Annotated in this window: 26 protein-coding genes, 2 tRNA genes and 1 other RNA gene; 21 read left to right on the top strand and 8 right to left on the bottom strand. The window is 67.2% G+C overall.

The window, feature by feature from the left end:
• Positions 1-287: 287 nt before the first annotated feature.
• Together G503_RS0109050 and G503_RS0109045 are read right to left on the bottom strand one after the other, a co-directional pair.
• Positions 288-839, bottom strand: coding sequence for a FumA C-terminus/TtdB family hydratase beta subunit (locus G503_RS0109050; protein WP_028027327.1), 552 nt, complete (start codon positions 837-839; stop codon positions 288-290).
• A 12-nt stretch (positions 840-851) separates the two neighbouring features.
• On the bottom strand, positions 852-1706 hold the full coding sequence (locus G503_RS0109045; RefSeq protein ID WP_028027326.1) for a fumarate hydratase: 855 nt from the start codon (positions 1704-1706) through the stop codon (positions 852-854).
• Positions 1707-1934: 228 nt separating this feature from the next.
• Here G503_RS0109045 and G503_RS0109040 point away from each other — a divergent pair, with 228 nt between their 5' ends.
• The 9 genes from G503_RS0109040 (at position 1935) to G503_RS0109000 (ending at position 12418) form a co-directional block, all read left to right on the top strand.
• A complete protein-coding gene (locus G503_RS0109040; protein WP_028027325.1) occupies positions 1935-3107 on the top strand; it encodes an NAD(P)-dependent malic enzyme in 1173 nt (390 codons plus the stop codon).
• A gap of 15 nt (positions 3108-3122) precedes the next feature.
• Positions 3123-3983 (top strand): dTMP kinase, encoded by an 861-nt coding sequence (gene tmk, locus G503_RS14580; RefSeq protein ID WP_084636487.1) that lies wholly within the window; start codon positions 3123-3125, stop codon positions 3981-3983.
• On the top strand, positions 3976-5133 hold the full coding sequence (locus G503_RS0109030; protein WP_028027324.1) for a DNA polymerase III subunit: 1158 nt from the start codon (positions 3976-3978) through the stop codon (positions 5131-5133). The genes tmk and G503_RS0109030 overlap by 8 nt, the downstream gene beginning before the upstream one ends.
• Positions 5111-6667 (top strand): PSP1 domain-containing protein, encoded by a 1557-nt coding sequence (locus G503_RS0109025; protein ID WP_028027323.1) that lies wholly within the window; start codon positions 5111-5113, stop codon positions 6665-6667. Before G503_RS0109030 ends, G503_RS0109025 begins: the two co-directional genes overlap by 23 nt.
• Positions 6668-8122: a nicotinate phosphoribosyltransferase gene (locus tag G503_RS0109020; protein ID WP_028027322.1), complete on the top strand. Its 1455-nt coding sequence runs from the start codon at positions 6668-6670 to the stop codon at positions 8120-8122.
• Between the two features lie 72 nt (positions 8123-8194).
• A complete protein-coding gene (locus G503_RS0109015) occupies positions 8195-9121 on the top strand; it encodes a DegV family protein (RefSeq protein ID WP_028027321.1) in 927 nt (308 codons plus the stop codon).
• 2 nt (positions 9122-9123) lie between these two features.
• The gene (locus G503_RS0109010; RefSeq protein WP_051191088.1) at positions 9124-10089 is read left to right on the top strand and encodes an NAD(P)-binding domain-containing protein; all 966 of its coding nucleotides are present in this window, start codon (positions 9124-9126) and stop codon (positions 10087-10089) included.
• Positions 10090-10434: 345 nt separating this feature from the next.
• Positions 10435-11403, top strand: a complete 969-nt coding sequence (locus G503_RS0109005; RefSeq protein WP_051191087.1) for a radical SAM protein — start codon at positions 10435-10437, stop codon at positions 11401-11403.
• 112 nt (positions 11404-11515) lie between these two features.
• Positions 11516-12418 carry a DegV family protein gene (locus G503_RS0109000; protein WP_028027318.1) on the top strand — a complete coding sequence of 301 codons (903 nt, stop codon included), beginning with the start codon at positions 11516-11518 and terminating at the stop codon, positions 12416-12418.
• Between the two features lie 56 nt (positions 12419-12474).
• Here G503_RS0109000 and G503_RS0108995 read toward each other — a convergent pair whose 3' ends face one another.
• Both G503_RS0108995 and G503_RS14575 read right to left on the bottom strand, forming a co-directional pair.
• Positions 12475-13518 carry a TIGR03915 family putative DNA repair protein gene (locus G503_RS0108995; RefSeq protein ID WP_235715534.1) on the bottom strand — a complete coding sequence of 348 codons (1044 nt, stop codon included), beginning with the start codon at positions 13516-13518 and terminating at the stop codon, positions 12475-12477.
• A gap of 9 nt (positions 13519-13527) precedes the next feature.
• Positions 13528-15084 (bottom strand): putative DNA modification/repair radical SAM protein, encoded by a 1557-nt coding sequence (locus G503_RS14575; protein WP_084636471.1) that lies wholly within the window; start codon positions 15082-15084, stop codon positions 13528-13530.
• A gap of 196 nt (positions 15085-15280) precedes the next feature.
• On the opposite strand from G503_RS14575, the gene pyrE reads away from it, so the two are divergent.
• From pyrE to ssrA, 8 genes are all read left to right on the top strand, one after another.
• Positions 15281-15964 carry an orotate phosphoribosyltransferase gene (gene pyrE, locus G503_RS0108985; RefSeq protein WP_028027316.1) on the top strand — a complete coding sequence of 228 codons (684 nt, stop codon included), beginning with the start codon at positions 15281-15283 and terminating at the stop codon, positions 15962-15964.
• Positions 15965-16119: 155 nt separating this feature from the next.
• Positions 16120-16194, top strand: a tRNA-Thr gene (locus G503_RS0108980).
• Positions 16195-16252: 58 nt separating this feature from the next.
• Positions 16253-16549, top strand: coding sequence for a hypothetical protein (locus tag G503_RS0108975; protein ID WP_028027315.1), 297 nt, complete (start codon positions 16253-16255; stop codon positions 16547-16549).
• Positions 16550-16570: 21 nt separating this feature from the next.
• Positions 16571-17692 carry a M42 family metallopeptidase gene (locus G503_RS0108970; protein ID WP_028027314.1) on the top strand — a complete coding sequence of 374 codons (1122 nt, stop codon included), beginning with the start codon at positions 16571-16573 and terminating at the stop codon, positions 17690-17692.
• A gap of 4 nt (positions 17693-17696) precedes the next feature.
• The gene (gene smpB / locus G503_RS0108965; protein ID WP_028027313.1) at positions 17697-18164 is read left to right on the top strand and encodes an SsrA-binding protein SmpB; all 468 of its coding nucleotides are present in this window, start codon (positions 17697-17699) and stop codon (positions 18162-18164) included.
• A 107-nt stretch (positions 18165-18271) separates the two neighbouring features.
• Complete coding sequence (locus tag G503_RS0108960) at positions 18272-18895, top strand: hypothetical protein (protein WP_028027312.1); 624 nt, start codon at positions 18272-18274, stop codon at positions 18893-18895.
• 125 nt (positions 18896-19020) lie between these two features.
• Positions 19021-19977 (top strand): choloylglycine hydrolase, encoded by a 957-nt coding sequence (bsh, locus tag G503_RS0108955; protein WP_028027311.1) that lies wholly within the window; start codon positions 19021-19023, stop codon positions 19975-19977.
• A 63-nt stretch (positions 19978-20040) separates the two neighbouring features.
• Positions 20041-20419: a transfer-messenger RNA gene (ssrA, locus tag G503_RS16040) on the top strand.
• A gap of 217 nt (positions 20420-20636) precedes the next feature.
• Here ssrA and G503_RS0108950 read toward each other — a convergent pair.
• From G503_RS0108950 to G503_RS16520, 3 genes are all read right to left on the bottom strand, one after another.
• Complete coding sequence (locus G503_RS0108950) at positions 20637-21749, bottom strand: site-specific integrase (protein ID WP_156891984.1); 1113 nt, start codon at positions 21747-21749, stop codon at positions 20637-20639.
• 82 nt (positions 21750-21831) lie between these two features.
• Positions 21832-22917 (bottom strand): hypothetical protein, encoded by a 1086-nt coding sequence (locus tag G503_RS0108945; RefSeq protein ID WP_028027309.1) that lies wholly within the window; start codon positions 22915-22917, stop codon positions 21832-21834.
• On the bottom strand, positions 22918-23298 hold the full coding sequence (locus G503_RS16520; RefSeq protein ID WP_035022605.1) for a helix-turn-helix domain-containing protein: 381 nt from the start codon (positions 23296-23298) through the stop codon (positions 22918-22920). It abuts the gene before it with no gap.
• 187 nt (positions 23299-23485) lie between these two features.
• Between G503_RS16520 and G503_RS16515 the strand changes: the two genes are divergently transcribed.
• Positions 23486-23674: a hypothetical protein gene (locus tag G503_RS16515; RefSeq protein WP_028027308.1), complete on the top strand. Its 189-nt coding sequence runs from the start codon at positions 23486-23488 to the stop codon at positions 23672-23674.
• Here G503_RS16515 and G503_RS16380 read toward each other — a convergent pair.
• On the bottom strand, positions 23671-23847 hold the full coding sequence (locus G503_RS16380) for a hypothetical protein (protein WP_156891983.1): 177 nt from the start codon (positions 23845-23847) through the stop codon (positions 23671-23673). The genes G503_RS16515 and G503_RS16380 overlap by 4 nt on opposite strands.
• Before the next feature lie 84 nt (positions 23848-23931).
• Between G503_RS16380 and G503_RS0108925 the strand changes: the two genes are divergently transcribed.
• The 3 genes from G503_RS0108925 to G503_RS0108910 all read left to right on the top strand — a co-directional run bounded on the left by G503_RS0108925 (position 23932) and on the right by G503_RS0108910 (position 24762).
• Positions 23932-24213: a DUF7678 domain-containing protein gene (locus G503_RS0108925; protein ID WP_028027307.1), complete on the top strand. Its 282-nt coding sequence runs from the start codon at positions 23932-23934 to the stop codon at positions 24211-24213.
• Between the two features lie 173 nt (positions 24214-24386).
• A complete protein-coding gene (locus G503_RS14565) occupies positions 24387-24605 on the top strand; it encodes a helix-turn-helix transcriptional regulator (RefSeq protein ID WP_035022602.1) in 219 nt (72 codons plus the stop codon).
• Positions 24606-24687: 82 nt separating this feature from the next.
• Positions 24688-24762: transfer RNA gene (locus G503_RS0108910), tRNA-Arg, on the top strand.
• Positions 24763-24779: the final 17 nt, after the last annotated feature.

The raw sequence follows: 24779 nt of genomic DNA, 5'->3' as shown, positions 1-24779 counted from the left end.
GCGGCGGCTGCTCGCAGCCCGCTGGGCGCTGTTCCCGCTGCGAACGCCGTTAAGGAAATTGTTGGGAAGCGCTCGGAGGTGCCCGCTCGCAGCCCACTGAGCGCTCTGTCCCGCTGCGAACGCGATTGAGGAAATAGCGAAGATGACGCACGCATTTCGGTACAATCCCGGTATCGCTGGTGCTGAAGTGGAAGCTATTTCTTAAGAATCGCGTTCTCCGCGGGGCGCTCAGAGGTCTGCGAGCGGGCACCTCCGAGCGCTTCACGCATGGTGGTCTTTGCTGGGTTCTATTGGGCGGCGGCCTCTATTTCGCGGTAGAGATCGCGGCCTTTGGTGTCGACGGCGACGTAGGCGGGGAAGTTCTCGAGTTCTAGCTTTCTCAAGGCCTCAGTGCCCAGGTCATCCCAGCCGATGAGCTCGCTTGCGGTGACGGACTTGGCAAGGAGCGCCGCTATACCGCCGATGGTGCACAGGTAGACGCTGCCGGTTTCCTGGCAGGCCTTTACCACTTCGGCGCTGCGTTTGCCCTTGCCGATGGCGGCGACGATGCCGGCTTTGAACAGGGCCGGGGTGGCGAAGTCCATGCGGCTGGCGGTGGTGGGACCCACCGAGCCCAAGGGCCGTCCCGCGGCGGCCGGCGTGGGGCCGGCGTAGAACAGCGTGGCGCCTTCCAGATCGAAGGGCAAGCGCCCCGTATCTTCCAGGCATTCCAGAGCGCGCTTATGGCCGGCATCGCGCATGGTGTACACGGGGCCCGAGAGCAGCACCTCGTCGCCGACTTCCAGATCGGCGACGGTCTCGCGGGTCAGCGGCAGGGTGAGGGAGACGGTTTTCGCCATGGCGGTTTCTCCTTACACGAGTCGGACGGACGCGCTGCGCATGGCGCAGCAGCCCATGTTCACGGCCACGGGTAGCGCGGCGATGTGGCAGGGGGCCACCTCCAGGTGCACGGCCACGGCGGTGGGAGCGCCGCCCAGGGCGCCCGGGCCGATTCCCAAAGCGTTCACCTCGGCGAGCAGCTCCGCCTCGAAAGCCGCGGCCTCGGCGCTGGCGGCGGGGCCACCCACCTCGCGCAGCAGGGCGTGCTTGGCAAGCCCCGCCACCTTGTCGAAGGTGGCGCCCACGCCCAGGCCGATGACGAGGGGCGGGCAAGCGTTGGCGGCCTTCTCGCGCACGCAGTCGAGCACCACCTCGCGCACGCCGGCGGCTCCCGCGCCCGGCGGCAGCATGACCACGCGGGAGGCGTTGTCCGAGCCGCCGCCCTTCAAAAGCACGTGCAGGGTGGCGCGGGCGCCGGGCACGAACTTCAGCTCGCAGAAGGCCGGGGTGTTGTCGCCGGTGTTCGCGCGGTCGAACAGGGCATCGCGCACGAGCGACATGCGCAGGCGCCCGTCGGTATAGGCCCGGGCCACCGCATCGTTCACGCCGCCGAAGATGTTGCCGGGCACGGAAAGTTCGTCGCCCACCTCCAGGCAAACCCACACGCTGCCGGTGTCCTGGCAGATGGGCACGTTGTCCGAAGCCGCGATGTCGGCGTTCTCCAGGATGCGATCGAGCACGCCTTCGGCACGGCTTGCCGGCTCGGCCCGGGCGCAGGCTTCTTCGATGGCGCGGCGAAAGTCGGGGCGCAGGATGGTGGCGCTTTTGCGGATGGCGTCGTAGACGGCGGCGGCCACCGCCTCGGCGTTCAAGGTGTCAGTTCCCATGGCGTTCCTTTCGACGAAATCAGTGTAGCGCACTTCGCGTTGTTTCTCCGAGGGGCATTCCGCAACGAAAACGGGGCGCGGGCCGCCCGCGGTGGCCGTCGGCGGGCGGCCTTCGGGGCCGGGCGTCTGCGTGTAGCTTGTGCGCAGCGGTGGTTATCGGGGCGCCTTGGGGTACAATAAGCAGGTTAACGACTCTATTCGCCCGATGGTTCTAAGGAACGTACCGTTATGGATATTGCAGAGGAAGCCCTTGCCCAGCATGCTGCCTGGAAGGGCAAGCTGGCCTTCAACCCGAAGATGGACATCGCCACCCGCCACGATCTGGCCGTGGCCTACACGCCTGGCGTGGCCGAGCCCTGCAAGGTGATTGCGGAGAACGCGGAAGCGGCCTACGACTACACCATCAAGGGCAACACCGTGGCCGTTATCTCCGACGGCAGCGCGGTGCTGGGCCTGGGCAACATCGGCCCTGCGGCCGCCATGCCCGTCATGGAGGGCAAGGCGGTGCTGTTCAAGCAGTTCGGCGGCGTGGACGCGTTCCCGCTCTGCCTGGACACCCAGGACACCGACGAGATCGTGGAGACGGTCATCCGCATCGCCCCGGCCTTCGGCGGCATCAACCTGGAGGACATCGCGGCGCCCCGCTGCTTTGAGATCGAGGCGCGCCTGAACGACGCCCTGGACATCCCGGTGTTCCACGACGATCAGCACGGCACGGCCATCGTGGTGCTGTCGGGCATCATCAATGCCCTGCGCCTGACGGGGAAGGATCCCGAGACGGTCCGCGTGGTGGTCAACGGCGCCGGGTCGGCCGGCATCGCCATCGCCAAGCTGCTGCTGAGCTACGGCTTCGAAAACGTCACCATGTGCGACATCCGCGGCATCCTGAGCAGCGCTTACGAGGGCATGAACGACGCCCAGCGCGCCATGCTCGCGGTGACGAATCTCGATGACGCCCAGGGCACCCTGGCCGACGCCATGGTCGGTGCCGATATCGTCGTCGGCGTGTCGGCTCCGGGCGCGATCACTCCCGCCATGGTGTCCTCCATGGCCGACGACGCCATCGTGTTCGCCATGGCCAACCCCACGCCCGAGATCTTCCCCGACGAGGCGAAGGCCGCCGGCGCCCGCATCGTGGGCACCGGGCGCTCGGACTTCCCGAACCAGGTGAACAACGTCATCGCCTTCCCCGGTATCTTCAAGGGGGCCCTGCAGGCCCGCGCCGAGCGCATTACCGAGCCCATGAAGCTGGCTGCGGCCCGCGCCCTGGCCGAGCTGGTGTCCGACGAGGAGCTGCGCGAGGACTTCATCATGCCCGACCCCTTCGATCCGCGCGCGGCCGATGCCGTGGCCGCCGCCGTGCGCGAGAGCGCCGTAGACGCCGGCTGCGGGAACGCCTAGGTTGTGACTGACACCATGGCAGAGAGGCGCGGCGGCGCGCGCGGCGTGCTCATCACCTTCGAAGGGGGCGATGGGGCGGGCAAGTCCACCCAGATCCGCTTTCTGGCCCGGCTTCTGGAAGAGCGGGGCCGCGCGGTGCTGTGCCTGCGCGAGCCCGGGGGCACCGCTGTGGGCGAGGCTCTGCGCCATGTGGTGCTGGATCCGGCCCACGGTGCCATGAGCGATCGCGCCGAGCTGCTCATCTACGAGGCGGCCCGGGCCCAGATCGTCGACGAGGTGATCAAGCCGGCGCTCGACCGGGGCACTGTGGTGCTGTGCGACCGCTTCTTCGATTCCACGGTGGCCTACCAGGGAGCCGGGCGCGGGCTGGACGGCGCCTTCATCGAGGCGGCCAACCGCTTCGCTTGCGACGGCCTGGCACCCGACGCCACCATCTTGCTCGTGGCGCCCGAGGAGGCCGTGCGCTCGCGCATGGGCCGCAGATCCGATGCCGACCGGCTGGAACGGGCGGGGGCCGCCTTCCACCGGCGCGTGGCCGCCGGCTTCGCCGCGCTGGCCGCCGCCGAGCCCGAGCGCGTGCGCACCGTGGCCTCGCACCAGCAGCGCATCGACACCTTCCGCGCCGTTCTGGCCGCGCTGGCATCGGTGCTGCCCGAGGCCGGCGAGGCCCTGGATGCCGATGAGGCCGCGCTTGTGCGGGTGGTGGACGCAGTTATGGTGGAGAAGCGCCGCGAGCGCGCCGCCGAGCAGCGGGCGGCCGAGCAGCGCAAGAAGGGCCGCGGCCGCCGTCGCGGGGGCAAGCGCCGCCGCGGGGGCGCGGCCAAGAAGGGCGCCGAGGGGCACCCGCGGGCCGAGAAGGGGGACAACCGTGGCTGACGCCTTCGAGAACATCCTGGGCCAGCCGAAGGTGCGCGAGTTTTTGCGCGCCTCGGTCGTCGCCGAGCGCGTGACCCAGGCCTACCTGTTCGTGGGGCCGGCCGGCTCCAACAAGACCATGGCCGCCTACGCGCTCGCCCAGGCGCTTCTGTGCCCCAAGGGCCCCCGCGGGCCGCGCGGCGGCATGTGCGGCGACTGCAACCGCTGCGATAAGGTGATGCGCCGCAAGCATCCCGACGTGCGCTACTTCGCCCCCGGGGGCGCTAACGGCTATCTGGTGGAGCAGGTGCGCGAGATCGTGGCCGACACCTCCATGGCCCCCATCCAGGCCGACCGCAAGATCTACATCCTCGATCGGGTGGACCAGCTGGGCGCCAGCGCCGCCAACGCCTTCCTGAAGACTTTGGAGGAGCCGGCCGACGACGTGGTGCTCATCCTGCTTGCCCGCACCCGGGCGGCGGTGCTGCCCACCATCGTCTCGCGCTGCCAGGTGGTGCCCTTCCGGCACATTCCCGCCTCCGAGGCCGCCGGCATCGTGGCCCAGAACACGGGCGTGCGCCCCGAGGCGGCCCGGGTGGCCATCGAGGCTTGCGGCGGCTCCATCACCGGGGCCGTGGCCTTCCTCCAGGCACCGGGCAACGAGCGTTTGGCCTTCCGCACTCGGCTGTTCGAGGCCTTGGCGCGGCTGAACTGCGCCGATGATTGGGATGTGATCGAGATGGCCCGGGGTATTGTGGAGGCCTCCAAGGCGCCGCTGGACGCGGTGCGCGCCTCCCAGGAGGCCGAGCTGGCCGAGAACGCCGACTTTCTGGCGAAGTCGGCCATCCGTCAGATCGAGGCGCGCAACAAGCGTCAGCTGTCGGCGAAGACCACGGAATACCTGCGCCAGACCACCTCGCTCGTGCGCTCGTGGCTGCGCGACGGGCTCATGGTGGCCGTGGGCACGCCCGAGCTCGTGATCAACCGCGACGCGCTCGACGTGCTGACGGCGCGGTTCTCGAAGGCCGATGCGGGCCGTCTGTCCCGGGCGGTGTCCAAGGTGGACGAGTGCGAGCAGGCCCTTGCCTATAATGTATCCCCAGAAACGTGCATCGATGCGTTGCTGTTCGACGTAAGAGAGGTTTTACATGGTTCGGGTAGCACCGATTAACTTAACCTTCAACCCCAAGACGCTGTGGTTCGATCCCGGCGACTTGGAGATTCGAAAGGACGACCCCGTAGTGGTGCGCACCGCCCGCGGCACCGAGTTCGGCATTGCCGCCAGCGAGGTGATCGAGGTGGGCGAGGACCAGGTGCGCGCCTTGAAGAGCGCCCTGCGCCCGGTGGAGCGCGTGGCCACGGAAGAGGATGTGCAGCGCGCCGCCGAGATGGAGGAGAAGTCCCGCGAGGCCCTGCCCATCTTCAAGGAGATGGCCCGGGAGGCCCACGAGGACATGCACCCGGTGTCGGTGGAGTTCCTGCTGGACGGCGACAAGGCCGTGTTCTACTTCGAGGCCGAGGAGCGCATCGATTTTCGCGAGCTGGTGCGCAAGCTGGCCAGCCGCTTTCATGTGCGTATCGATATGCGCCAGATCGGCGTGCGCGACGAGGCCCGCATGGTGGGCGGCGTGGGCCACTGCGGCCAGGAGCTGTGCTGCAAGCGCCTCGGCGGCGAGTTCTGCCCCGTGTCCATCCGCATGGCCAAGGAGCAGGGGCTCTCGCTGAACCCTCAGAAGATCTCGGGGCTGTGCGGGCGCCTCATGTGCTGTCTGCGCTACGAGTTCGACGCCTACAAGGACTTCAAGGGCCGCGCCCCCAAGCTGAACGGCACGGTGCAAACGCCGGCCGGCCCGGCCAAGGTGGTCGATCATGACGTGCCCCGCGAGATCGTGTCGCTGAAAGTGGAGGGCGAGAAGCCCGTGAAGGTGCCCCTGGCCGATTTCGATCCCGCTCCCGAGGGCACGGCGCGCCCCAACACCGTGGGCGAGGAGGCCTGGGAACGGGCCACCACCGATCACGGCACCGCCGGCGGCGAGTCGCTTATCTTCTCCACAAGCCAGTTCACCGGCTCGGACAAGCTGGCCGAGGGCGCGAAGGTGCGCCACACCGGCACCGCCCGCAAGGCGGGGGAGGGCCGCCGTGCGGGCAAGGGCGGCTCGTCGGAGCGCAGCCGGAGCCGCCGCGGGGGCGGCCGCGGCGAGCAGGCGGCCCCGGCCCCGGCGGCCCCGCGCAAGCGCCGCCGCTCCACGAAGCTGGCTGCCGGCGACGACGGGCACGGCTTGGAGCGCGTGTCCACCTCGCGGGACGAGGCGGCCCCGGCGGACAAGGGCGCTGCGGGCAAGGAGGGCGCGGCGGCCAAGCCGCGTCGCAGCCGCCAGCGCTCGAAGGGCGGCGATGGCGCGAACCGCGGCAGCACGGGCGCGACGGGGCGCGGGCCCAAGGGCGGAGCTGCCGGCGGCAATGGCAGCTCCAACGGCTCCGGCGCCAAGCAGCGCGGATCGGTGCGCCCCGGCCAGAAGTCGTCGGGTCTGCGCCAGGCCGGCGAGGGCGGCCAGCGCGCGAGCGCCCCGCGCGGCGGCGAGCGTGCCGCCGGCGAGGGGCAGGGGTCGGGCGTTTCCAAGCCCCGCCGCCGTCGGCGCCGGCGCTCGAACAAGGGCGGCGAAGGCGCGCCCCGCGGGGGCGAAGGTGCGGGAGGTGTCCAGTAAATGAAGGTAGATTACGCGCTTCTGACCGATCTGTACCAACTGACCATGGCCCAGGGCTATTGGGACGCGGGCAAGGTCGGCGAGCAGGCCTGCTTCAACATGTACTTCCGCGACTACCCGTTCAAGGGGGGCTATGCGGTGGCATGCGGCATGGCCCAGCTGGCCGATCTGGTGGAGCAGTACCGCTTTTCCGACGAGGACGTCGCGTACCTGGCTTCCCTGGATGCTCCGGGCGGCGGCCCTCTGTTCAACCCCGACTTCCTGGAGTATCTGCGCGATCTGCGCCTGACCGTGGACATCGACGCGGTGCTCGAGGGAACCATCGTGTTTCCCCACGAGCCCATCGTGCGGGTCACCGGCCCCATCATGCAGTGCCAGCTCATCGAGACGGCTCTGCTGAACATGGTGAACTTCCAAACGCTCATCGCCACCAAGGCCGCTCGCGTGGTGCGTTCCGCCGCCGGGCGCCCCGTGGCCGAGTTCGGCCTGCGCCGTGCCCAGGGACTGGGCGGCGTGTGGGCGAGCCGGGCGGCGGTCGTGGGCGGCTGCGCCTCCACCTCCGACGTGCTGGCCGGCCGCCTGTTCGACATTCCCGTATCGGGCACCCATGCCCATTCCTGGGTGATGTCGTTTTCCGACGAGCTGACGGCGTTTCGCGAGTATGCGCGCATCTTCCCCAAGAACTGCGTGCTGCTGGTGGACACCTACGACGTGGAACAGGGCATCCGAAACGCCATCACCGTGGGGCTGGAGATGCGCGAGCGCGGCGAGCGGTTGGCCGGCATCCGCATCGACTCGGGCGACCTGTCGTGGCTGTCGAAGACGGCGCGCCAGATGCTGGACGCGGCGGGCCTTGAGGACTGCGGCATCGTGCTGTCCAACGATTTGGACGAGTTCACCATCGACTCCATCTTGGGCGAGGGAGCCGACGTGATGTCCTTCGGTGTGGGCACCAAGCTGGCGAGTGCTTATGACCAGCCCACCCTGGGCGGCGTGTACAAGCTGGCGGCGGTGCGGCCCGACAAGGACGCCCCGTGGACGAGCCGCCTGAAGATCTCCGAGTCGGTGGCGAAGCTGACTACGCCCGGCGTGCTGGATGCGCGCCGCTACTACCTGGACAACGGCATCATCGCCGGCGACATGGTGTTCGACGTCACGCGCCCGGTGGACGATCGCCAGATCATCGTGGACCCGCTGGACGATCTGCGTCAGAAGCGCCTGGCGGGCAAGCGCTTCGAGACGCTGCTGGCGCCCTTGGCCCGTGGCGGCCAGGTGGCGCTGTCACGCGAGGAGCGCTCGGCGATGTCCGCGCGCGAGCGCGCCCTGGCGGGGCTGGAAACGCTGGACGAGAGCCAGCTGCGCATGCTGAACCCCCACACCTATCCCGTCGGGTTGGAGCTGGGGCTGAACGAGCGCCGCCGCGCCCTGGTGGCGGAGCTGCGCCATATCGTGTAACGGACGCTTCGCCCGCGCGGAGCGTTTGCAAAAGAAGCCGGTCTTTGCAGAGGCCGGCAGGAAGGGGTCGCTATGGCCAACTGTCATCTGATCATCGACTCGTGCTGTGATCTGCCCGCCGACGTGGTGAAGCGCGAGGGGGTCACGCTGATGAAGTTCCCCTACATCATGGACGGGGGCACCTTCGAGGACGACCTGTTCCAGACCACGACGGTCGAGGCGTTCTACGGCGCCATGCGCAAGGGCGCCGAGCCCAGCACGGCCCAGGTGACGCTGCAGACGCTGACCGACACGTTCACGGCAGCGGCCCGTTCGGGCGAGCCCTGCGTGTACCTGGCGTTCTCCAGCGGTCTGTCGGCCACCTACGACGCCGCCTGCGTGGTGGCCGAGCAGGTGCGTGCCGAATATCCCGACTTCGAGCTGCATCTGGTGGACACGCGCCTGGCCTCGGTGGCCGAGGGCCTGCTCATCTACGAGGCCCTCATCCAGCACGAGAAGGGCATGACCGCTTCCGAGCTGGCCGCCTGGGCCGAGGAGGCGCGCTGCTTCGTGAACGAGGAGTTCATGGTGGATGATCTGGGCGCTCTGCGCCGGGGCGGCCGCATCCCGGCCTCGGTGGCTGTGGCCGGCGCGGCTTTAGACGTGAAGCCTCTGCTGGTGATCGGCGAGGACGGCAAGCTGGCCCTGACGGGCGTGGCCCGCGGCCGCAAGAAGGGCATTAAGCAGCTGGTGGACTACTACAAGAGAAACGTCGACGGTTCGGGGCCGAGCCATATGGCGATCATCGGTCACGCCGATTGCCCGAAGGACGCCGGCCGCCTGAAGGACCTGCTCATGAAGGAGGATCCGAACCTGCTCGTGCTGACGTGCAGCATCGGCCCGGTGATCGGCAGCCATGTGGGCCCCGAGATGCTGGCCGTGGTGTTCTGGGGCTCCGATAAGCGCGACAACGTGTCGGTGGCCGATCGTATCGCCCGCAAGGTGAAAGGGGAGAAGTAACCATGGCGAAGCTGTATGCCTATGTGGGCGTGCCCGGTTTCATCGAAGCGGTTCAGCCGCGCCTGACCGAGGCCGGGTTCTCCCGCGTGGAAGATGTGGCCTCGGCCCACTACGTGCTCACGTTCTGTGTGTCCCAAAGCGTGCTGGAAGACGCCTACTTCGGCACCGAGGGCCTGGTGACCACGGTGGCCCCGGGCACGGTGCTCGTGGATCTGTCGGCGGCCACGCCGAACTTCGCCCGCGAGGTGAACGCCGTGGCCTGCGTGAACGACCTGATCATGGTGGAGGCGCCGCTGACCGTGCGCTCGCTGGTGGCCGCCGATGCCTTCGGGCGCGACAACCTGCTGGGGCCGGTGGCCTCCGAGAGCGAGATTGCCCCCGAGGTGCGCGCGCTTCTGGACGCCCTGTTCGGCGAAGTGGTGGAAGTGGGAGCGCCGGGACGCGCGCAGCTGCTGCGCAACATCCATACGCTGCCCCTGGCGGCAAACCTCGCCTCGTCCATCGAGGCGCTGGCCCTAGACGACGCGGCGGCCCGCACGGTGGGCGCCCTAGATGCCGACCAGATTCCGCTGTTCAGTCCCGTGAGCACCGACCCGGTGGTGCAGGCGGTGCGCCAGAAGCGCTTCGCCGGTGGCTATACCGTGGAGATGCTTTTGGCCGAGCTGTCGGCGGCCCTGATGGCGGCCGACGATGCCGAGATCATCCTGCCCCAGGCCGAGGCCACCATGCACCTGTTGGAGCTTCTGGCCGTGATCGGCGGCGCCGATATGGCCCCGGCGGCGTTGTCGCTGGTGTACCGTGACGAGGCCGCCGGCGCCGAGGCGGGGCTCGATTGGACCCGTGCCGAGCAGGCCTACGGCCATGACCATCATCACGACGATGACGACGAGGACTGGGATCGCTTCGACGACGATGACGACTGGAACGACGGCGCCGACTACGATGGGTTCGACTACTCGTCCAACTAATTCTGCACCGTGCGCCCTGGCGAGGCGCGGGATGGCCCGCCCCCTCGCTTTCCGATGACTCTCGCTCGGCGGAAGCGCCCGGCCCTGCCGCTTGCTGCGGAGAGGCGAGCGGTGGGCAGGTGGGGTGCCTTGATTCGGCTGTCCGCATCGTTAAGTCGTCGTTTTGCGCAGTAAACTTCGGTAGGTAGACTCCTTCGCTCGAAGGGTCAGGTAAAAAGTTTTCTTCGGCAAACCGTGATCAGGTGCTACAGTGCCCAGTCACGACGTGATTGATCCGAAAGGCAGTAAAAGGAAGGGGCAGATGTCTACATTGCGGCGTTTGTTGCGCAAATCGGGGGGTTTGGGATGCAAGAATTGAATTCGGCCGCTCGCCTTCTGCCGCGCGACTGCCGTGAGTGCCCCCGCGCCTGCGGGGCGGATCGGGCGGCGGGCAAGCGCGGGGCGTGCGGGGCCGACGGGCGCCTGCTGGTATCGCGGGCGGCCCTGCACTTCTGGGAGGAGCCGCCGATTTCCGGCGAGGACGGCAGCGGTACGATCTTCTTCGCTCACTGCCCGCTGGGCTGCGTGTACTGCCAGAACTACGGCATCGCCCACGGGGAGGTGGGGCGCGAGATCACCGTCGATCGGCTGGCCGCCATCATGGGGGAGTTGGAGGCGGCGGGCGCCCTGAACATCAACTGCGTGACGCCCACGCACTACGCGCCGCAGATTCGCGCGGCGGTGGGACTCGCGCGGGCGACGGGGATGCGTCTGCCGGTGCTGTGGAACACGAGCGGGTACGAGACCGTGGCCGCCGTGGAGGCGAACGCGGGGTGCGTGGACGCCTATCTCACCGACTTCAAGTACGCCGACGGCGATATGGCCCGGCGCTATTCGTCGGCAGCGGATTACCCCGAGGTGGCCCTGGCTGCCCTTGAAGCCATGGTGCGGGCGGTGGGGCCCTGCGCCTACGACGAGTACCGCGGCCAGGAGCGTCTGATCGGCGGTGTGGTGGTGCGCCATCTGATGCTGCCCGGGGCGCTAGAGAACTCGAAGGCCGTGGTGCGCCTTCTGCACGAGCGCTTCGGCGACGCCGTCCGCCTCTCGCTCATGAACCAGTACACGCCGGTGCTCGCCCGCGAGGCCGAAGCGGGCAGCGCCCGGGCCGCCTCGGCGCTGGCGGCATGCCCCGAGCTGGGCAACACGGTGCCCGACGAGGAGTACGAGGCGCTGCTGGACTTCGCTGACGAGCTGGGGGTGTCGGACTACTTCTGGCAGGAGGGCGGTGCGGCCGAGGAGAGCTTCATCCCCGCCTTCGACTTCACAGGGCTGTAAACTTCCCTCGCTGTGGCGGGCGGCTCGGGCCCAATAGTGTAGGATGAAGCGGTGAAAGCGCGCGGGCCCCGTAGGGGCGCGCATCGGCCCGTCTCTTCGAAAGGAGACCCCCGTGATCAAGATCGTCACCGATTCTGTGGCCTCGATTCCCGCTGATGTGGTGCGCGAGCGCGATATCGAAGTGGTGTCGCTGTATGTGAACCGCGATGGTCGCGAGTACCGTGAGACCGACATGGACGTGGATGCGTTCTACGAGGATATCTATGACATGATCGAGCAACCGCCGACCTCGAGCCAACCGTCTCTGCACGCGCTGGAGGCGATCTTCGATCGGGCGGCCGAGGCACGCGATGAAGTGCTGGGCATCTTCCTGTCGTCGAAGATGTCGGGCACCTTCGAGAGCGCCGTGCGCAGCGCCCGGGCCTGTAAGGAGCGCTACGAGCAGTTCCGCTGCACGCTGGTCGATTCCACGTCGAACTGCGGCGATGAGATGTTCGCGGTGCTGGATGCCGCCGATGCCCGCGATAATGGTGCCGATTTGGAGGGCTGCGCGGCGGCGGCCACCGATGCCGTGGCGGCATCGCGGTTTATCTTCGCCCCGGAGAGCCTGGCGTTCCTGAAGGCGGGCGGCCGCATCGGCGGCGCTTCGGCCCTGCTCGGCGGCTTGCTGCAGATCTCCCCGGTGCTGACCGTGGCCGATTGGGAGACTACCACCCTGGCCAAGGTGCGCACGTGGAAGAAGACGCTGGCGCGCATGGTGGACGTGTTCAGGGAGGACATCGGGATCTGTGGTCTCAAGCGCGTGGTGGTGCACTATATCGGGTCGGCGTCTCCAGCGGTGGCGTGGGCCCGCGAGGCTATCGAGCCGGTGGTGGGGCGGGCCGTGGACGTGCTGCCCGTGAGTCCCGTGATCGGCGTGCACGTGGGGCCGGCCGTGGGACTGGCCTACGAGTGCGAGCGCCCGGTGCCCGGTAAGCTGACGGCTCCGGCGAGCGAGCTGCTGTTCAGCCTGTAGGGGGCGCGAAACGAGGGTCGCCCTGGGGGCGTCGGTTCCAGAGAAGACGAGCGGGGCTAAGACCGGGCCGTGCGCAGGGCAGCGGGGCTCTCCTGAAGCTCGGTGAGGTTCTTCCAGAAGCGCTTGGGCATGAACTGGCGGCGCAGCTCGGGGTGGTAGCGGGCGTCCACCGATACCGAACGGTAGAAGGTGCGCCAGGCCTCGCTGAAGAGGGCCTCGTCGGCCGTAGGATCGGGGAGGGCCTGGGCGAGATCGCCTTGGCCGGCGGTGGCCACGAGGTGCCAGTCGCCTCCGTCGTAGACGCCGGCCAACTCGTGCACCTCGTCGTAGATGATGAAGGGCTGCACGCCGAGCCGCTCCACGAAGTGGTCCATGACCAGCGGTACCACCGAGGCCTTGGGGTTCACCCGGGCGAACCACACTTCGGTGCCGGTGTCGTCGCCCACGCTCTCGCCCTGCAGGTGTTGGAAACGGACGAACTGGCGCAGGTGCTCGCATTCCTGGCTGATGGAGCGGGAGATGCGGAAGAGCCGTTCCACGGCCGGATGGGTGATGTCTGAGAGGGCGCGGCCCCGCATCTTGGGGCAGGGGCCCGCACCGCTGCGCCCAGGGCAGGACGATCGCTTGCGGCAGTGCTCGCAGTTGCGGCGCTTCTGCTCGTCCATGGCATAGCGCACGAAGCGGTAGACGGCCGTGCCCGCATCGGGCTCGTCGGAGCAGCTGGCCTGCTTCACGGCATGGGCCGCCCGCCAGCCGCAGGCTCGCCGCAGTCCGCGCAGCACCCGGGTAGCGTGGGTCATATCGGTGGAGATGGTCGCGACGCGCTGGCCCAGGCGCGGCTGCAGCCGTTCTGCAGGTGCCACATCGGTCGGGTTCTCGTGGCGCTCGTAGGCGGCGAAGATGGCCGAGAGCAGTCCTTCCAAGGTGCCGTCGTAGGCGTAGGCCACCTCGTCGTAGATGCCGTCAGAAGCCGCCGATGGGACGGCTGGGAGGGGAAGGTGGTGGGGGCTGCCCGCCTCGGAGGGGGACGTGTCCGCTCCGGCCGGGTATGCGCCGACCAGGGCGGGGCTTGCGGGCGCGGTAGCGTTTGCGCGGTGCACGACGCTCTCCTAGGCTACGGAGAGCAGTGGCTCGCGGGCATCATTATCGTGCGGGGCGTTCTCGTGCAGCGGGCTTTCATCTCTGGTGCGGGGCGCTTCTGCGTTGAGGGCCATCCGCCGCTCGCCCCCAGCGCCGTCGGCCATCGCCCGGGCCAGCGCCCCCTGGGCCAGAGCGCGGCGCTGGGCCTCGAAGGCGACATCGAGGGCGGCACGGTTGGCGGGGCTCGTCTCGGGCAGCACCGGCGGCGCGTCCACCGCCTCGAAGAGGCTCATTTGGCCCTGCACGGCCCGGTCTGCTCGGCGCCCGTGGCGGCCGCCCTCGATGGGAGCGGAGAGGCGCGCGTGCAGCGCATCGCGGGAGAAGTCGATGCCGGAGCCTCCGTAGGCGCCGTTCATGGTGATGAAGTAGCGGGCGCGCTTGTAGGCGATGCCGAGGCGGCGCAGCTCCGCCTCGCCCAGGGTGGACTGGCGTCGGGCCCGCAGGATGAGCCGCGCCCCGCGCACGCCGATGCCGGGCACGCGCAGCAGCGCCTCGAGGGGCGCGGTATTCACCTCCACGGGGAAGAAATCCAGGTGGTTTAAGGCCCAGTTGGCCTTCGGGTCCACATCGGGGGCGAGGAAGGGGTTCTCCTCGTCGATGATCTCGCTCACGTTGAAGCCGTAGTAGCGCAGAAGCCAATCGGCCTGGTACAGGCGGTGCTCGCGGTTCAGCTGCACGGCATCGGTGGCGGGCAGGAGCGGGTCGGCCACCACGGGCAGATAGGCGCTGAAGAACACGCGCTTCAAGGACAGCTGGGTGTAGAGCGCCGCCGACAGGTTCAGTATCTGGTAGTCGCTTTCCGGGGTGGCGCCGATGATCATCTGGGTGGACTGGCCCGCCGGGGCGAAGGCCCGCGTCTTGCGGGCCATCCTCTTCTCCCGGTACACCGTAGTGCGGCGCTGGGAGAGGGCGCGGGATTCCTTATCTTCGGCCACCGACTCGAAGATGTGGCGCATGGGGGTTAGGATGGAGTGGCGCGACTTGTTGGGGGCCAGAAGCCCCAGGCTCTGCTTGCTCGGCAATTCCAGGTTCACCGAGAGGCGATCGGACAGGCGGCCCAGCTCGTCGATGAGTTCCAGGGACGTGCCGGGGATGGTCTTGGTGTGGATGTAGCCGCGAAAGCCGTATTCTTCCCGCAGGATGCGCAGGGCCTGCACCATGAGCTCGGTAGTGCGGTCGGGGCAGCCGGCCACCCCCGAGGAGAGGAAGAGCCCCTCGATGTAGTTGCGACGGTAGAACCCGATGGTAAGGTCGGCCAGTTCCCGCGGGGTGAAGGCCGTGCGCGGGACCGTGGCGTTGCTGGCGCGGTTCACGCAGTAGGCGCAGTCGTAGACACAGGCGTTGGTCATGAGCACCTTCAGCAGCGTGACGCAGCGTCCGTCGGGCGTGAAGGAATGGCAGCAGCCCGCCTGGTGCGCCGCGCCCAGCTGCCCCTTCTTCCCCGAACGCTGCACGCCGGAGGAAGTGCAGGCCACATCGTACTTCGCCGCATCGGCCAGCACTTCCAGCTTCTCGATAACGTTCACGGCCCGGCCTCCTTCCCTGCGGTCGCTTCTAAGCAAGCACACCCGTTCGCCCGAATGGATGTACGCTATAATAACCGAATATATGTTCGGGTGTCAACTAACCGCGAAACTGTCGCCGCGCGGTCGCACCCTCTGTCGAATCGGGTATCATGGTGGCCATGGAAAATGAGAGGGTCCCCGGAGCGAAAGGATGGCCATGGAGGCTTACAAGCGCGAGTTCATCGAGTTCATGGTTCAAAGCGACGTGCTGAAGTTCGGCGACTTCACGTTGAAGAGCGGACGCAAGTCGCCGTTCTTCATGAACGCGGGCGCCTATGTGACCGGCGAGCAGCTGCACCGTCTGGGCCTGTACTACGCCCAGGCCATCAACGACAACTTCGGGCTCGACTTCGACGTGGTGTTCGGGCCGGCCTACAAGGGCATCCCCCTGGCCGTGGTCACCGCCATGGCGCTGCAGGAGCTCTACGGCAAGGAAGTGAAGTACTGCTGCAACCGCAAGGAAGTGAAGGACCACGGGGCCGATGCGGGCAACCTGCTCGGCGCCGAGCTGCATGACGGCGATCGCGTCATCATGGTGGAGGACGTGACCACTTCGGGCAAGTCCATCGACGAGACCTACCCCATCCTGCAGGCCGCCGCCGACGTGGACGTGCGCGGGCTCATCGTGTCTCTGAACCGCATGGAAGTGGGGAAGGGCGGCGTGACCACGGCCCAGAAGGAGATCGAGGCGAAGTACGGATTCCCGGTGGCCTCCATCGTGTCCATGGCCGAGGTGAAGGAATGCCTGCACAACCACGAGGTGGCCGGCCGCGTGGTCATCGACGACGACATCGCGGCGGCCATCGATGCCTACTACGAGCAGTGGGGAGCCAAGGAGTAGTCCTGGCGGGTGCTCCCCAGGGAGAGCGGCCGTGGTTGCGGGCAGGCTGAAGGCCGCCCCTACGGGAGCGCTGCGCCGGGTGGCGAGACGGCTTCCCTAAATCTTCTCCTTGGCGTACAATATGCGGATGCGAGAGGCACGGTGCCTTTTGCCTTGCCGGTGTGGCTCAACGGTAGAGCAACTGATTTGTAATCAGTGGGTTGCGGGTTCGATTCCTGTCACCGGCTCCAGAAATCTCAGGCCAGCAGCTTCGCGTTGCTGGCCTTTTTGAGAGGAATTGGCTGGTCTATGCAAACCTACATCGCTCATTACCAATCACCCAAGGGCTCCTACGAACGGGAGCGGGGGCTGTTCGAGTTCGAGAGCGACGCGCGGGCGGGCACGAAGGCCAATGCCCACGATGCACGGCTGAAGATGCTGGAGCTGTTCGGCGCCACGGCGGTGTCGTGGACCATCGAGAAGGTGGAGCGCAAGGCTGCGGCTCCGGCCGAGAAACAAGAGAAGATCACCGACGGCCAGCTGGCCCTGGACTTCCGGCCCCCGAAGCCGGAGCGCAAGCGCAAGCACTCGAAGGGCTACTGGTAGAAAGCGAACGGGAGTACCGCCATGAAGAAGAAGCACGTGAAGTTCTTGAAGCAGCTGCTGGAGACCCCGTCCCCCACCGGGTTCGAGGAGCCGGCCGCCGCCCTGGTGCGCGAGCGGCTGGGGGGCGTGGCCGACGAGGTGTCCACCGACACCATGGGCTCGGTGAGCGCGGTGCTCGAGGGCACCGACCGCGAGGCGCCGACGCTGATGCTGGCGGCCCATATGGATGAGATCGGCCTCATGGTCACCTACATCTCCGACGACGGCTTCCTTTCCGTCGCCGCCCTCGGTGGCGTGGACGCGGCCATTCTGCCCGGCATGCGCGTGGACGTGCACACGGAAAGCGGCGTGCTGCGCGGCATCGTGGGCCGCAAGCCCATCCACCTCATCGAGCCTGACGAGCGCAAGAGCGTCACGCCTCTTTCGGGCCTCGTGATCGATTTGGGGCTCAAGCCCAAGCGCGTGAAGAAGCTCGTGTCCGTGGGCGATCCGATCACCTTCGGCGTGGGCTTCGAGCGCTTCGGCGACGGCATGGCCGTCTCCAAGTGCTTCGACGACAAGTGCGGCGTATGGGTGGCCTGCCGCGTCATGGAGAAGCTGGCCGGGGCCGGTCGCGCGGCGGGCGACTTCATCGCCGTGGCCACCACCCAGGAGGAGATCGGTACCCGCGGCGCCATGACGGCTGCCCATGCCTGGAACCCCGACGTGGCGCTGGCCTTCGACGTGACCCACGCCACCGACTACCCGGGTATCGACAAGACCAAGTACGGGAACATCGTCTGCGGGGCGGGCCCGGTCATCGCCCGCGGCCCGAACATCAACCCGGTGGTGTTCGAGCGCCTGGTGGCCGCGGCCAAGGCTGAGGGCATTCCTTACCAGTTGGAGGCCGAGCCCTCCGTGACCGGCACCGACGCCCGGGCCATCCAGGTGACACGCTCCGGCATTCCCACGGGTCTCATCTCGGTGCCGCTGCGCTACATGCACACGCCCACCGAGGTGGTTTGCCTGGCCGATCTGGATGCCACGGTGCGCCTCATCACCCGCTTCGCCCTCGATCTGACCGCCGAGGCCAGCTTCGTGCCGGGCATGGGCGGCGCGATCGTCGGCGGCGAGGCGGACGCCGAGGCGGCGGGGGAGGAGTAGCATCGTGCCCAAGCGCGACGAGAAGACCATCGCGAAGAACCGCCGGGCCTTCCACGACTACGAGATCTTGGAGACCTACGAGGCGGGCATCGAGCTGACGGGCACCGAGGTGCGCTCGCTGCGCGACAACCATTGCCAGCTCACCGACTGCTTCGCGCTGATCCGCGGTGGAGAGGTGTGGCTGAACAACGTGCACATCCCGCCCTACGCCAACGGCAGCATCTTCAATCCCGACCCCGATCGCAAGCGGCGACTCTTGCTGCACAAGAAGCAGATCCGCTATCTGGACGCGAAGGTAGCCGAGAAGGGTCTGGCCATCGTACCCTTGAAGCTGTACTTCAACGCCGACGGTCGGGTGAAGGTGGAACTGGCCCTGGCCCGGGGCAAGAAGCTCTACGACAAGCGGGCGAGCATGAAGGAGCGCGATGCCAAGCGCGAGATCGACCGCGTCATGAAAGAGCGTTCACGTTAGGGAAACGAAACCGCACCGCCTGGGCGCGTCGGGCGGTGGGATGGCATCATAGAAGGGCGGTCGCTGCGGCGGCCCTGAAGGACGGACACGATAAAAGGAGTGCCACCATGGGCCTGGACGAAGAGCTGGAGAGTGTGGAAGAGCTCGGCGAGACCGATGCCGAGTGGACCGACCAGGAAACCGAGCTTGAGGACGTGGAGAGCGACGAGGACGAGATCTTCGGCGAAGACGCGGCGGAAAGCGATGTGGAGCACGCCTACGACAGCTTCATGACCGACAACGAGGCGGACTACGACGGTTGGGACGAAGACGAAGTCGAGCGCGCCGTGCGGGACGAGGAAGACGCCGACATCCTGCACTCCGAGGGCTATCACATCGAGGAGGTTCCCGCGGAGGAGAGCGAGGTCATCGAGATGGAGATCGAGGACGGCGACGTGTACGCGGTCATCGTGGACGAGTTCGACAACGAGATCGGATTCGTGCTGCTCGATGAGGACGGCAACGAGCAGGAATACTATTACGTCGACGAGGACAATGACGACGACGGCGTGCGCGTGGAGCGCACCTCCGATGGCGACGAGTTCGACTTGGGCATCAGCCGCGAGGGCGTGGCCGCGGCCACCAAAGACGTGAACGCCATCTACAAGGACGGCGTGGCCGTGGCCTCCGAGTTGAAGGACACCTTTGACGAGATCGCCGACTCTTTCAGCTTCCTGAAGAAAAAGAAGTAACGGCGACGCGGCGCTGTCAAAACGGCAACCAAGGGGCGCGCGGCCCGTGCAGGGCGCGACGCGGCCCCTACTATGAACGGGAGCGATCGGACCGGTCGCTCCCGTTTCGTCGTTAGGAGATCATCATGTGTACGGGCGTTCGCTTCGCTGACAGCAAGGGCAATCTGTATTTCGGCCGCAACCTGGATTGGTGCGAGCACTACGGGGAGGGCGTGGTCATCACGCCGCGCGCTGCCCGCATCCCGTCGCCGTTTCTGGGCACCATCTGCCCGAAGTACGCCTGCATCGGCATGGCCATCATCGAGGCCGGGGCGCCTTTGTACTTCGACTGCGCCAACGAGGCGGGCCTGGCCGTGGCGGGGCTGAACTTCCCCGGCTACGCGGTGTTCGCCCCCGAGCCCGTGGAAGGTACGGTGAACCTGGCCGCCTACGAGGTGCCGCTGTGGATCGCCTCGCAGTTCTCCACCGTGGCCGAGGTGCGCGCGGCTCTGGGCAACGTCACCATCGTGAACAAGGCCGTGAACGACCTGTGGGCCGTGTCTCCCCTGCACTGGATCGTGGGCGACGGCACCGAGTCCCTCGTCATCGAGTGCGAGGCTGACGGCATGCACGTCTACGACAACGGTTTGGACGTGCTGACCAACCAGCCGCCCTTCCCCTGGCATGCCGAGAACGTGCGCAACTATATGCACGTGAGCTGCGAGCATCCCGAGCCGGTCACCTGGACCCGCGACACCTTGAAGGCCTTCGGCACCGGTGCCGGCATGGTGGGTTTCCCCGGCGGCTACGACCCGGCCAGCCGGTTTGTGCGGGTCGCCTTCCTGAATGCGAACTACCCGGTTGAGGAAGGGGAGGACGCCAACGTGACGCGCCTGTTCCGCACACTGGAGGGCGCCTCCATGTGCAAGGGCGGCGCGAAGATGACCGACGGCCGCTACGAGTACACCCTGTTCTCCGATGGCTTCTCGGCGGCGACGCGCACCTACTACTGGTGCACCTACGAGGAGCCGGCTCGGCGCAGCGCGTGCATGGACGACTACGACCTGGGCGGCGCCGAGCTGCTGTGCGTGGCCGCGGCCTAGGGGCGATCGTTTGCGCCCTTGACAGCGGGGCCGGGGCGGCTACAATGAATCGATACCCTTATTGGGGCCGACTGGTTTCGACATGGTAAGTCCGAAACGAGGAGCAGGTCGTGGTCTCCTCGCCACGTTAAACAGGGGTAACGTCAAGTTAATTGGCAAAAACACTGCTAAGACCGGCTACTACATGCCGGCCGCCATGGCTGCCTAACAGCAACCTGGTGATCGCCGAGGCCGGTGTTTCCCCGAACCGGCCAAGGCGTCAACTTCAGGGGAATGCTCCCGGGCACGTAGCCGGTATGGCCCGGGAAAAGAGAGAACCGACTAGGAGCGGCCACGTTGGTTGGCGAACCGATCCGCTCCGAACTCCGATCGCCAACTAAGCTTGTAGAGCCTCGTGGACGATTTAGTATGGACCGGAGTTCGATTCTCCGCGGCTCCACCAACGAAAATCGGCCCCTCTGACCGGAAACCTGCCTGGTCAGAGGGGCTTTTTCTTCGTTTTTGAAATATGTAGGAATTGTGAAATTGGCTATTTATTGGCTGTAAACGACCTGGGATTTCTCGCAGCTTCTCACAACTTTAGCCAATAAACAGCCAATAATCTGACCGAAAACGGGACACCCAGGGCGCGTCGCTTGACAGGGCGGCGGGGGAGTGCTTCAGATCGAGGGCACGGCCCCCATGCCGCGGGCCACGTCGGCCCCTCCGGGCCTCACGTAGCGCCTCAGGGTGGTGTTGATGTCCGCGTGGCCGAGGATCACCGACAGGTCGGCCACCGAGCCGCCGGCGTGCAGATAGCTCGTCGCGAAGCTGTGGCGCATGTTCTCGATGGTGACGGGCGGCACGTCCCGCCCGGTTTCCGAGCACCAGCGCAGGAAGCGGGCCCACCGGTGCTGCGCCGTCGACGGCGATATGCGGCCGCCCGCCGCCCCGAGGACGAAGGGACCGCCGGGGTTGCGGTCCAGCAGCGGCAGCCTCTGCAGGAGGGGGCCGGTCATGGGCAGCAGGCGCGTGCCCCGCTCGGTCTTGGTGCCCTTCAGGTTGTTGCCGCCCTCGGCCGCCGAGGAGGGCGTGTACGCCTGGCGCACCAGCACCGTGCCGGCGGCGGCGTCAACGTCGGCGTCGTCCATGCCGTAGCGCTCCTCGGGCCTGAGGCCCATCAGGAGGCCCAGGAAGGCCACCTTCATGACCGAGTCCTCGCCGTAGTCCTCCACGGCCGCGAGGAGCGGCGACATGGCCTGGAACGTGGTGATCACGACGCCGTTGTCGCGCCTGCGGCCCGGCGGCGGCATCCGGAACCGCGCCTCGGCGGGGTTCGACAGGATGAGGCCGTCGCCCTTCGCCTCGTTCAGGACGGTCTTCAGCAGCCCCACGGCCTTGCGGGCCACGCTCTCGGTGGCGCAGCCGTCCACCATGCGCTGGATGCGCGGGCGGTCTATGTCGCGGATGTCCACGTTCTCGAAGGCCGGTATCAGCCGCAGCCGCAGCTCGCGCTCGTAGGTGGCGCGGCTGGACGCCTCCAGGCCGGCGCAGGCGGGCCAGAACACGCGGTCCACGTACTGGCCGAAGGTGCAGCGGCCCGACCGGTTGCGCATCCCGTCGCGCATCGCTATCAGCTTGGCCTGCTCCACCTTGGCCTCCGCGCGCGTGCGGCACGTCACGCAGGTGCGGTCCGGCTTCCCCTCGCGCGTGAAGCCCACGTACTCGCGCACGTCGTAGACGATCGTGCCGTCCGCCAGCGCCCGCTCGGTCACGGTCATGGTACAATTCACCCCGCCTTCCGCTTGTCGGATGGTATTCACCTTGCGGCCCCGCCCCCGTCTCGCCAAAGATCGGGCGGGGCCTTCTTTCTCGCTACAGATCCACGTTGACCATCCACTGCATGCCCTGGCACGTGACGGTGAACGGGCTGCAGGCAGGGTCGTCCGCGAACTCGCGGTCTATGGGGGCGAACGTCCTCCAGTCGGTGTCCCGGAGCAGCTCGGGGCACGTTTCGACGACGTAGGACCCCTCGTCCGAGAGTTCCACCCTCGTGCCCGCCGCGCCCACGGTGACGAGCGTCACGAGGCGCCCCATGGCCTCCGAGCGCCCCTCGGCGAAGGTGCCCAGCTGGTCGGTCGAGACGGCGGGGTCGTGGAACAGCAGCACCCTCCCCTTGTCCCGCAGACACGCGAGCATGACCTTCTGCCAGTAGGGCTCCGACCGCAGGGCCTCGATATCGGCCGACGCCTGCTCCCTGAGGGCGTTTTCCGCATCGATGTCGCCGAACAGGCTCTGCATCTCGATGTCCTCGCTGAGGCAGTCGACGGCCGTCTCGGCTAGCTTCTCCGCCAGGCCCGGCGTGTCCCTGATGTACTCCTCCGCATCGGCGTCGAGGACGAGCTTGTCGTCCCTCTCGACGACCAGCCCGCGGGCGATGAGACACGGGGCGGCATGGTCTATGCGGGGAACCCAGGGGTCGCGGCGGTCGATGGCCTCCCCCGCGTCGTAGAGCCGCGACAGCAACGCGGCGCACGCCGGGCTCATTCCGTCGATCGTCCGCTCGATCCTTCTCCTTTTGTCCTCGTACTTTTTAAGCCGCGCCTGGAGAAAATCGAACTGCTCCCCCGAAGGCCGCTTGGCGAGTCTCTTGTTCCTGGCGGCCAGTTCTTCGTTCTCCGCTTTCAGCTCCGCGATGCGCTCGGCGGTGATGTTGTCTTTGGCCATCTGGTACCTGCGCGAGTTCCAGCCGATCAGGAAGCCTGTGGCGAGCGTGAGGATGGGCAGCCAGACAAACGACGCTCGCCCGACGGCATCGAGCAGCCCCGGCATCTGGACGCCTGACAAGGAGAGAGCGGAGAACGGCAGGCCTACGATGCTGCACACGGAGCCGACGGCCATCAGGGGCTTGCAGTCAGCCGCCCTCTCCCAAAAGCTGATCCTCTTTCCCTCCATTCTCACCTACGCGCTCCTCTCCACCTCGGCCGGTACTCCATCATGTGCGGGCCTATCTTTTTCGATACGCGTGTCCGGAGACCCGCTCATAAGCCTAGCCGTGTGCACCAGGGCATCGCGGCCGTCGTCGTTCATCGACTCCCAGTATCCGTTCAGGGCGGCCTGGCCGGGGTCTGAGAAGACGGGGGCTGGCCACTCGCGGCCCGCCAGCTCGTCCAGCGTGCACTCCAGCGCGTCGGCGAACTCCCAGGCTAGTTCAAGGGTTAGAGGCCTCGTTCCTTGCTCGTAGTTGGTGTAGGTGTTCTTGCTCATTCCAATGTGTTCAGCAAACGCCTTCGCGCTCTTGAAACCTTTTTCTTTCCTAATTCGTTGGAGCTGCGTTTTCATGCCTCCCTCCTTTCGTAGCGAAATTTTATTCACACTGAACAAAATAGGCAAGATATTTTTCAAAAAATCGTTGACAAGTAGTTCAGAATGACTAATATATGCCTTGTTTTTAGTTCGGAACGAATTAAAAACACGACACCTTGAGAACCGAATACCCCGCGCTGCGGCGACCGGAAGGGAGCCGCATATGGAAAAAGACGCAAGCGAAGAAGCGATGATCACGCAAGACGAGATGGCGGTGCGCCAAGCCCTCTGCGAGGCGACGGTGCAGACTGCCGAACTTATTGCCGAGGCCCTGAAGAGGGAGAAGTACCAGGCGGTCAGGGCGAGCATGGTGAGCGCCCTGGCCGATCTGGTGAGAGCGTGGAGGAGCTAGATCCCGTTGGCCCGGTGCATCTGCTCCAGATCCTCCAACCTCTCGCCGAGGCGCGCCAGGTGCTTGTAACAGTCCTCGGCGAAGTCCACCGCCTCCTCGGGGCGATCGACCTTCCCGCCGGCGAGCGCGCCGGCGGCGAGTTGGATGGCGTAGTCCAAGTACTTGTCCGACATTTTCTATCACCTCCTTCCGAGGTGATTCTACCAGGCCGCCGCAGCGCGGGGTATCCGGTTCCGCGACTAGGAAGGAGCTGGGCCATGGAGATCGGGAGACGCGACACGATGGGCTGGGTGAGCGGCAGCACGGACGAGGGCCACGCCTTCGACGCCAAGGTGTACGACCTGCCCAGTGTTTTCGGCATCCCCACGGATCGATTCCCCGGGGGCGGCAACGTGTCGAAGCTGCACATCCGCGACGAGGTTGGCCGAGAGGTGTACGCCTGGGAGCGGGGCCTCGACTTCGCCGCGGACGGGGCGGCGGCCCTTGCCGCCGAGATCGCGGCCGAGCTAGAGGCGGAGTTCTGCGGGGAGGCGGAGTAGGCGATGGGTGTTCTTTTCCAGGTCATCTGGTGGTCGAGCATAGCGGCCATGTACGCCTTATTGGCGACGGGAAACGCCATAGCGGCCACGCCGTTCATGGCGATGAGTCTCCTGTGCTGCGGCGTCTGCGTGGGCTGGAAGCTCGCGGAGAAGCGGAGGGGAGGTGATGGCGAATGATGGACGCAGTCCACGTGGGGGCGACGATCCGCGCGGAGCGGGCGCGCCGGGGGCTGACGCAGGCCGAGCTGGCCGAGGCCACCGGCATCGCGCAGACCACGCTGGCCGGCTACGAGCGCGGCAAGAGCGGCATGAGCTTCGAGAACGCGCTGACGCTGGCCGAGTTCTTCGGCATGGGCCTGGACGAGCTCTCCGGGCGCGTGCCGCCCCGCTAGGGGCCCGCGGCCCCGCACCTTGACAACCGAATGGCCGACTGCCGGGAACGCTGGCCGGAAAAGCGACCCCGGAAGGAGAACCGCCCCCGTGGCTCAACGGACAGAGCGCCGGCCTCCTAAGCCGGGCGTCCGGGTTCGATTCCCGGCGGGGGCCCCATTCCAAGGAGAAAGGAA

The organism is Adlercreutzia mucosicola DSM 19490, from assembly GCF_000422625.1.
GTDB lineage: Bacteria > Actinomycetota > Coriobacteriia > Coriobacteriales > Eggerthellaceae > Adlercreutzia > Adlercreutzia mucosicola.
This window is presented reverse-complemented; position numbering and strand designations above follow the sequence as displayed.

What these genes read in the sequence shown, in the direction of transcription:
- pyrE (WP_028027316.1), top strand. Translation starts at nt 15,281, where the DNA reads ATGGAGGCTTACAAGCGCGAGTTCATCGAGTTCATGGTTCAAAGCGAC.
- G503_RS14565 (WP_035022602.1), top strand. Translation starts at nt 24,387, where the DNA reads ATGATGGACGCAGTCCACGTGGGGGCGACGATCCGCGCGGAGCGGGCG.
- G503_RS0109025 (WP_028027323.1), top strand. Translation starts at nt 5,111, where the DNA reads ATGGTTCGGGTAGCACCGATTAACTTAACCTTCAACCCCAAGACGCTG.
- G503_RS0109040 (WP_028027325.1), top strand. Translation starts at nt 1,935, where the DNA reads ATGGATATTGCAGAGGAAGCCCTTGCCCAGCATGCTGCCTGGAAGGGC.
- G503_RS16515 (WP_028027308.1), top strand. Translation starts at nt 23,486, where the DNA reads ATGGAAAAAGACGCAAGCGAAGAAGCGATGATCACGCAAGACGAGATG.
- G503_RS0108970 (WP_028027314.1), top strand. Translation starts at nt 16,571, where the DNA reads ATGAAGAAGAAGCACGTGAAGTTCTTGAAGCAGCTGCTGGAGACCCCG.
- G503_RS0109020 (WP_028027322.1), top strand. Translation starts at nt 6,668, where the DNA reads ATGAAGGTAGATTACGCGCTTCTGACCGATCTGTACCAACTGACCATG.
- G503_RS16380 (WP_156891983.1), bottom strand. Translation starts at nt 23,847, where the DNA reads ATGTCGGACAAGTACTTGGACTACGCCATCCAACTCGCCGCCGGCGCG.
- G503_RS0109005 (WP_051191087.1), top strand. Translation starts at nt 10,435, where the DNA reads ATGCAAGAATTGAATTCGGCCGCTCGCCTTCTGCCGCGCGACTGCCGT.
- G503_RS0109050 (WP_028027327.1), bottom strand. Translation starts at nt 839, where the DNA reads ATGGCGAAAACCGTCTCCCTCACCCTGCCGCTGACCCGCGAGACCGTC.
- G503_RS0109010 (WP_051191088.1), top strand. Translation starts at nt 9,124, where the DNA reads ATGGCGAAGCTGTATGCCTATGTGGGCGTGCCCGGTTTCATCGAAGCG.
- bsh (WP_028027311.1), top strand. Translation starts at nt 19,021, where the DNA reads ATGTGTACGGGCGTTCGCTTCGCTGACAGCAAGGGCAATCTGTATTTC.
- tmk (WP_084636487.1), top strand. Translation starts at nt 3,123, where the DNA reads ATGGCAGAGAGGCGCGGCGGCGCGCGCGGCGTGCTCATCACCTTCGAA.
- G503_RS0108975 (WP_028027315.1), top strand. Translation starts at nt 16,253, where the DNA reads ATGCAAACCTACATCGCTCATTACCAATCACCCAAGGGCTCCTACGAA.
- G503_RS0108960 (WP_028027312.1), top strand. Translation starts at nt 18,272, where the DNA reads ATGGGCCTGGACGAAGAGCTGGAGAGTGTGGAAGAGCTCGGCGAGACC.
- G503_RS0109015 (WP_028027321.1), top strand. Translation starts at nt 8,195, where the DNA reads ATGGCCAACTGTCATCTGATCATCGACTCGTGCTGTGATCTGCCCGCC.
- G503_RS16520 (WP_035022605.1), bottom strand. Translation starts at nt 23,298, where the DNA reads ATGAAAACGCAGCTCCAACGAATTAGGAAAGAAAAAGGTTTCAAGAGC.
- G503_RS0109045 (WP_028027326.1), bottom strand. Translation starts at nt 1,706, where the DNA reads ATGGGAACTGACACCTTGAACGCCGAGGCGGTGGCCGCCGCCGTCTAC.
- G503_RS0108925 (WP_028027307.1), top strand. Translation starts at nt 23,932, where the DNA reads ATGGAGATCGGGAGACGCGACACGATGGGCTGGGTGAGCGGCAGCACG.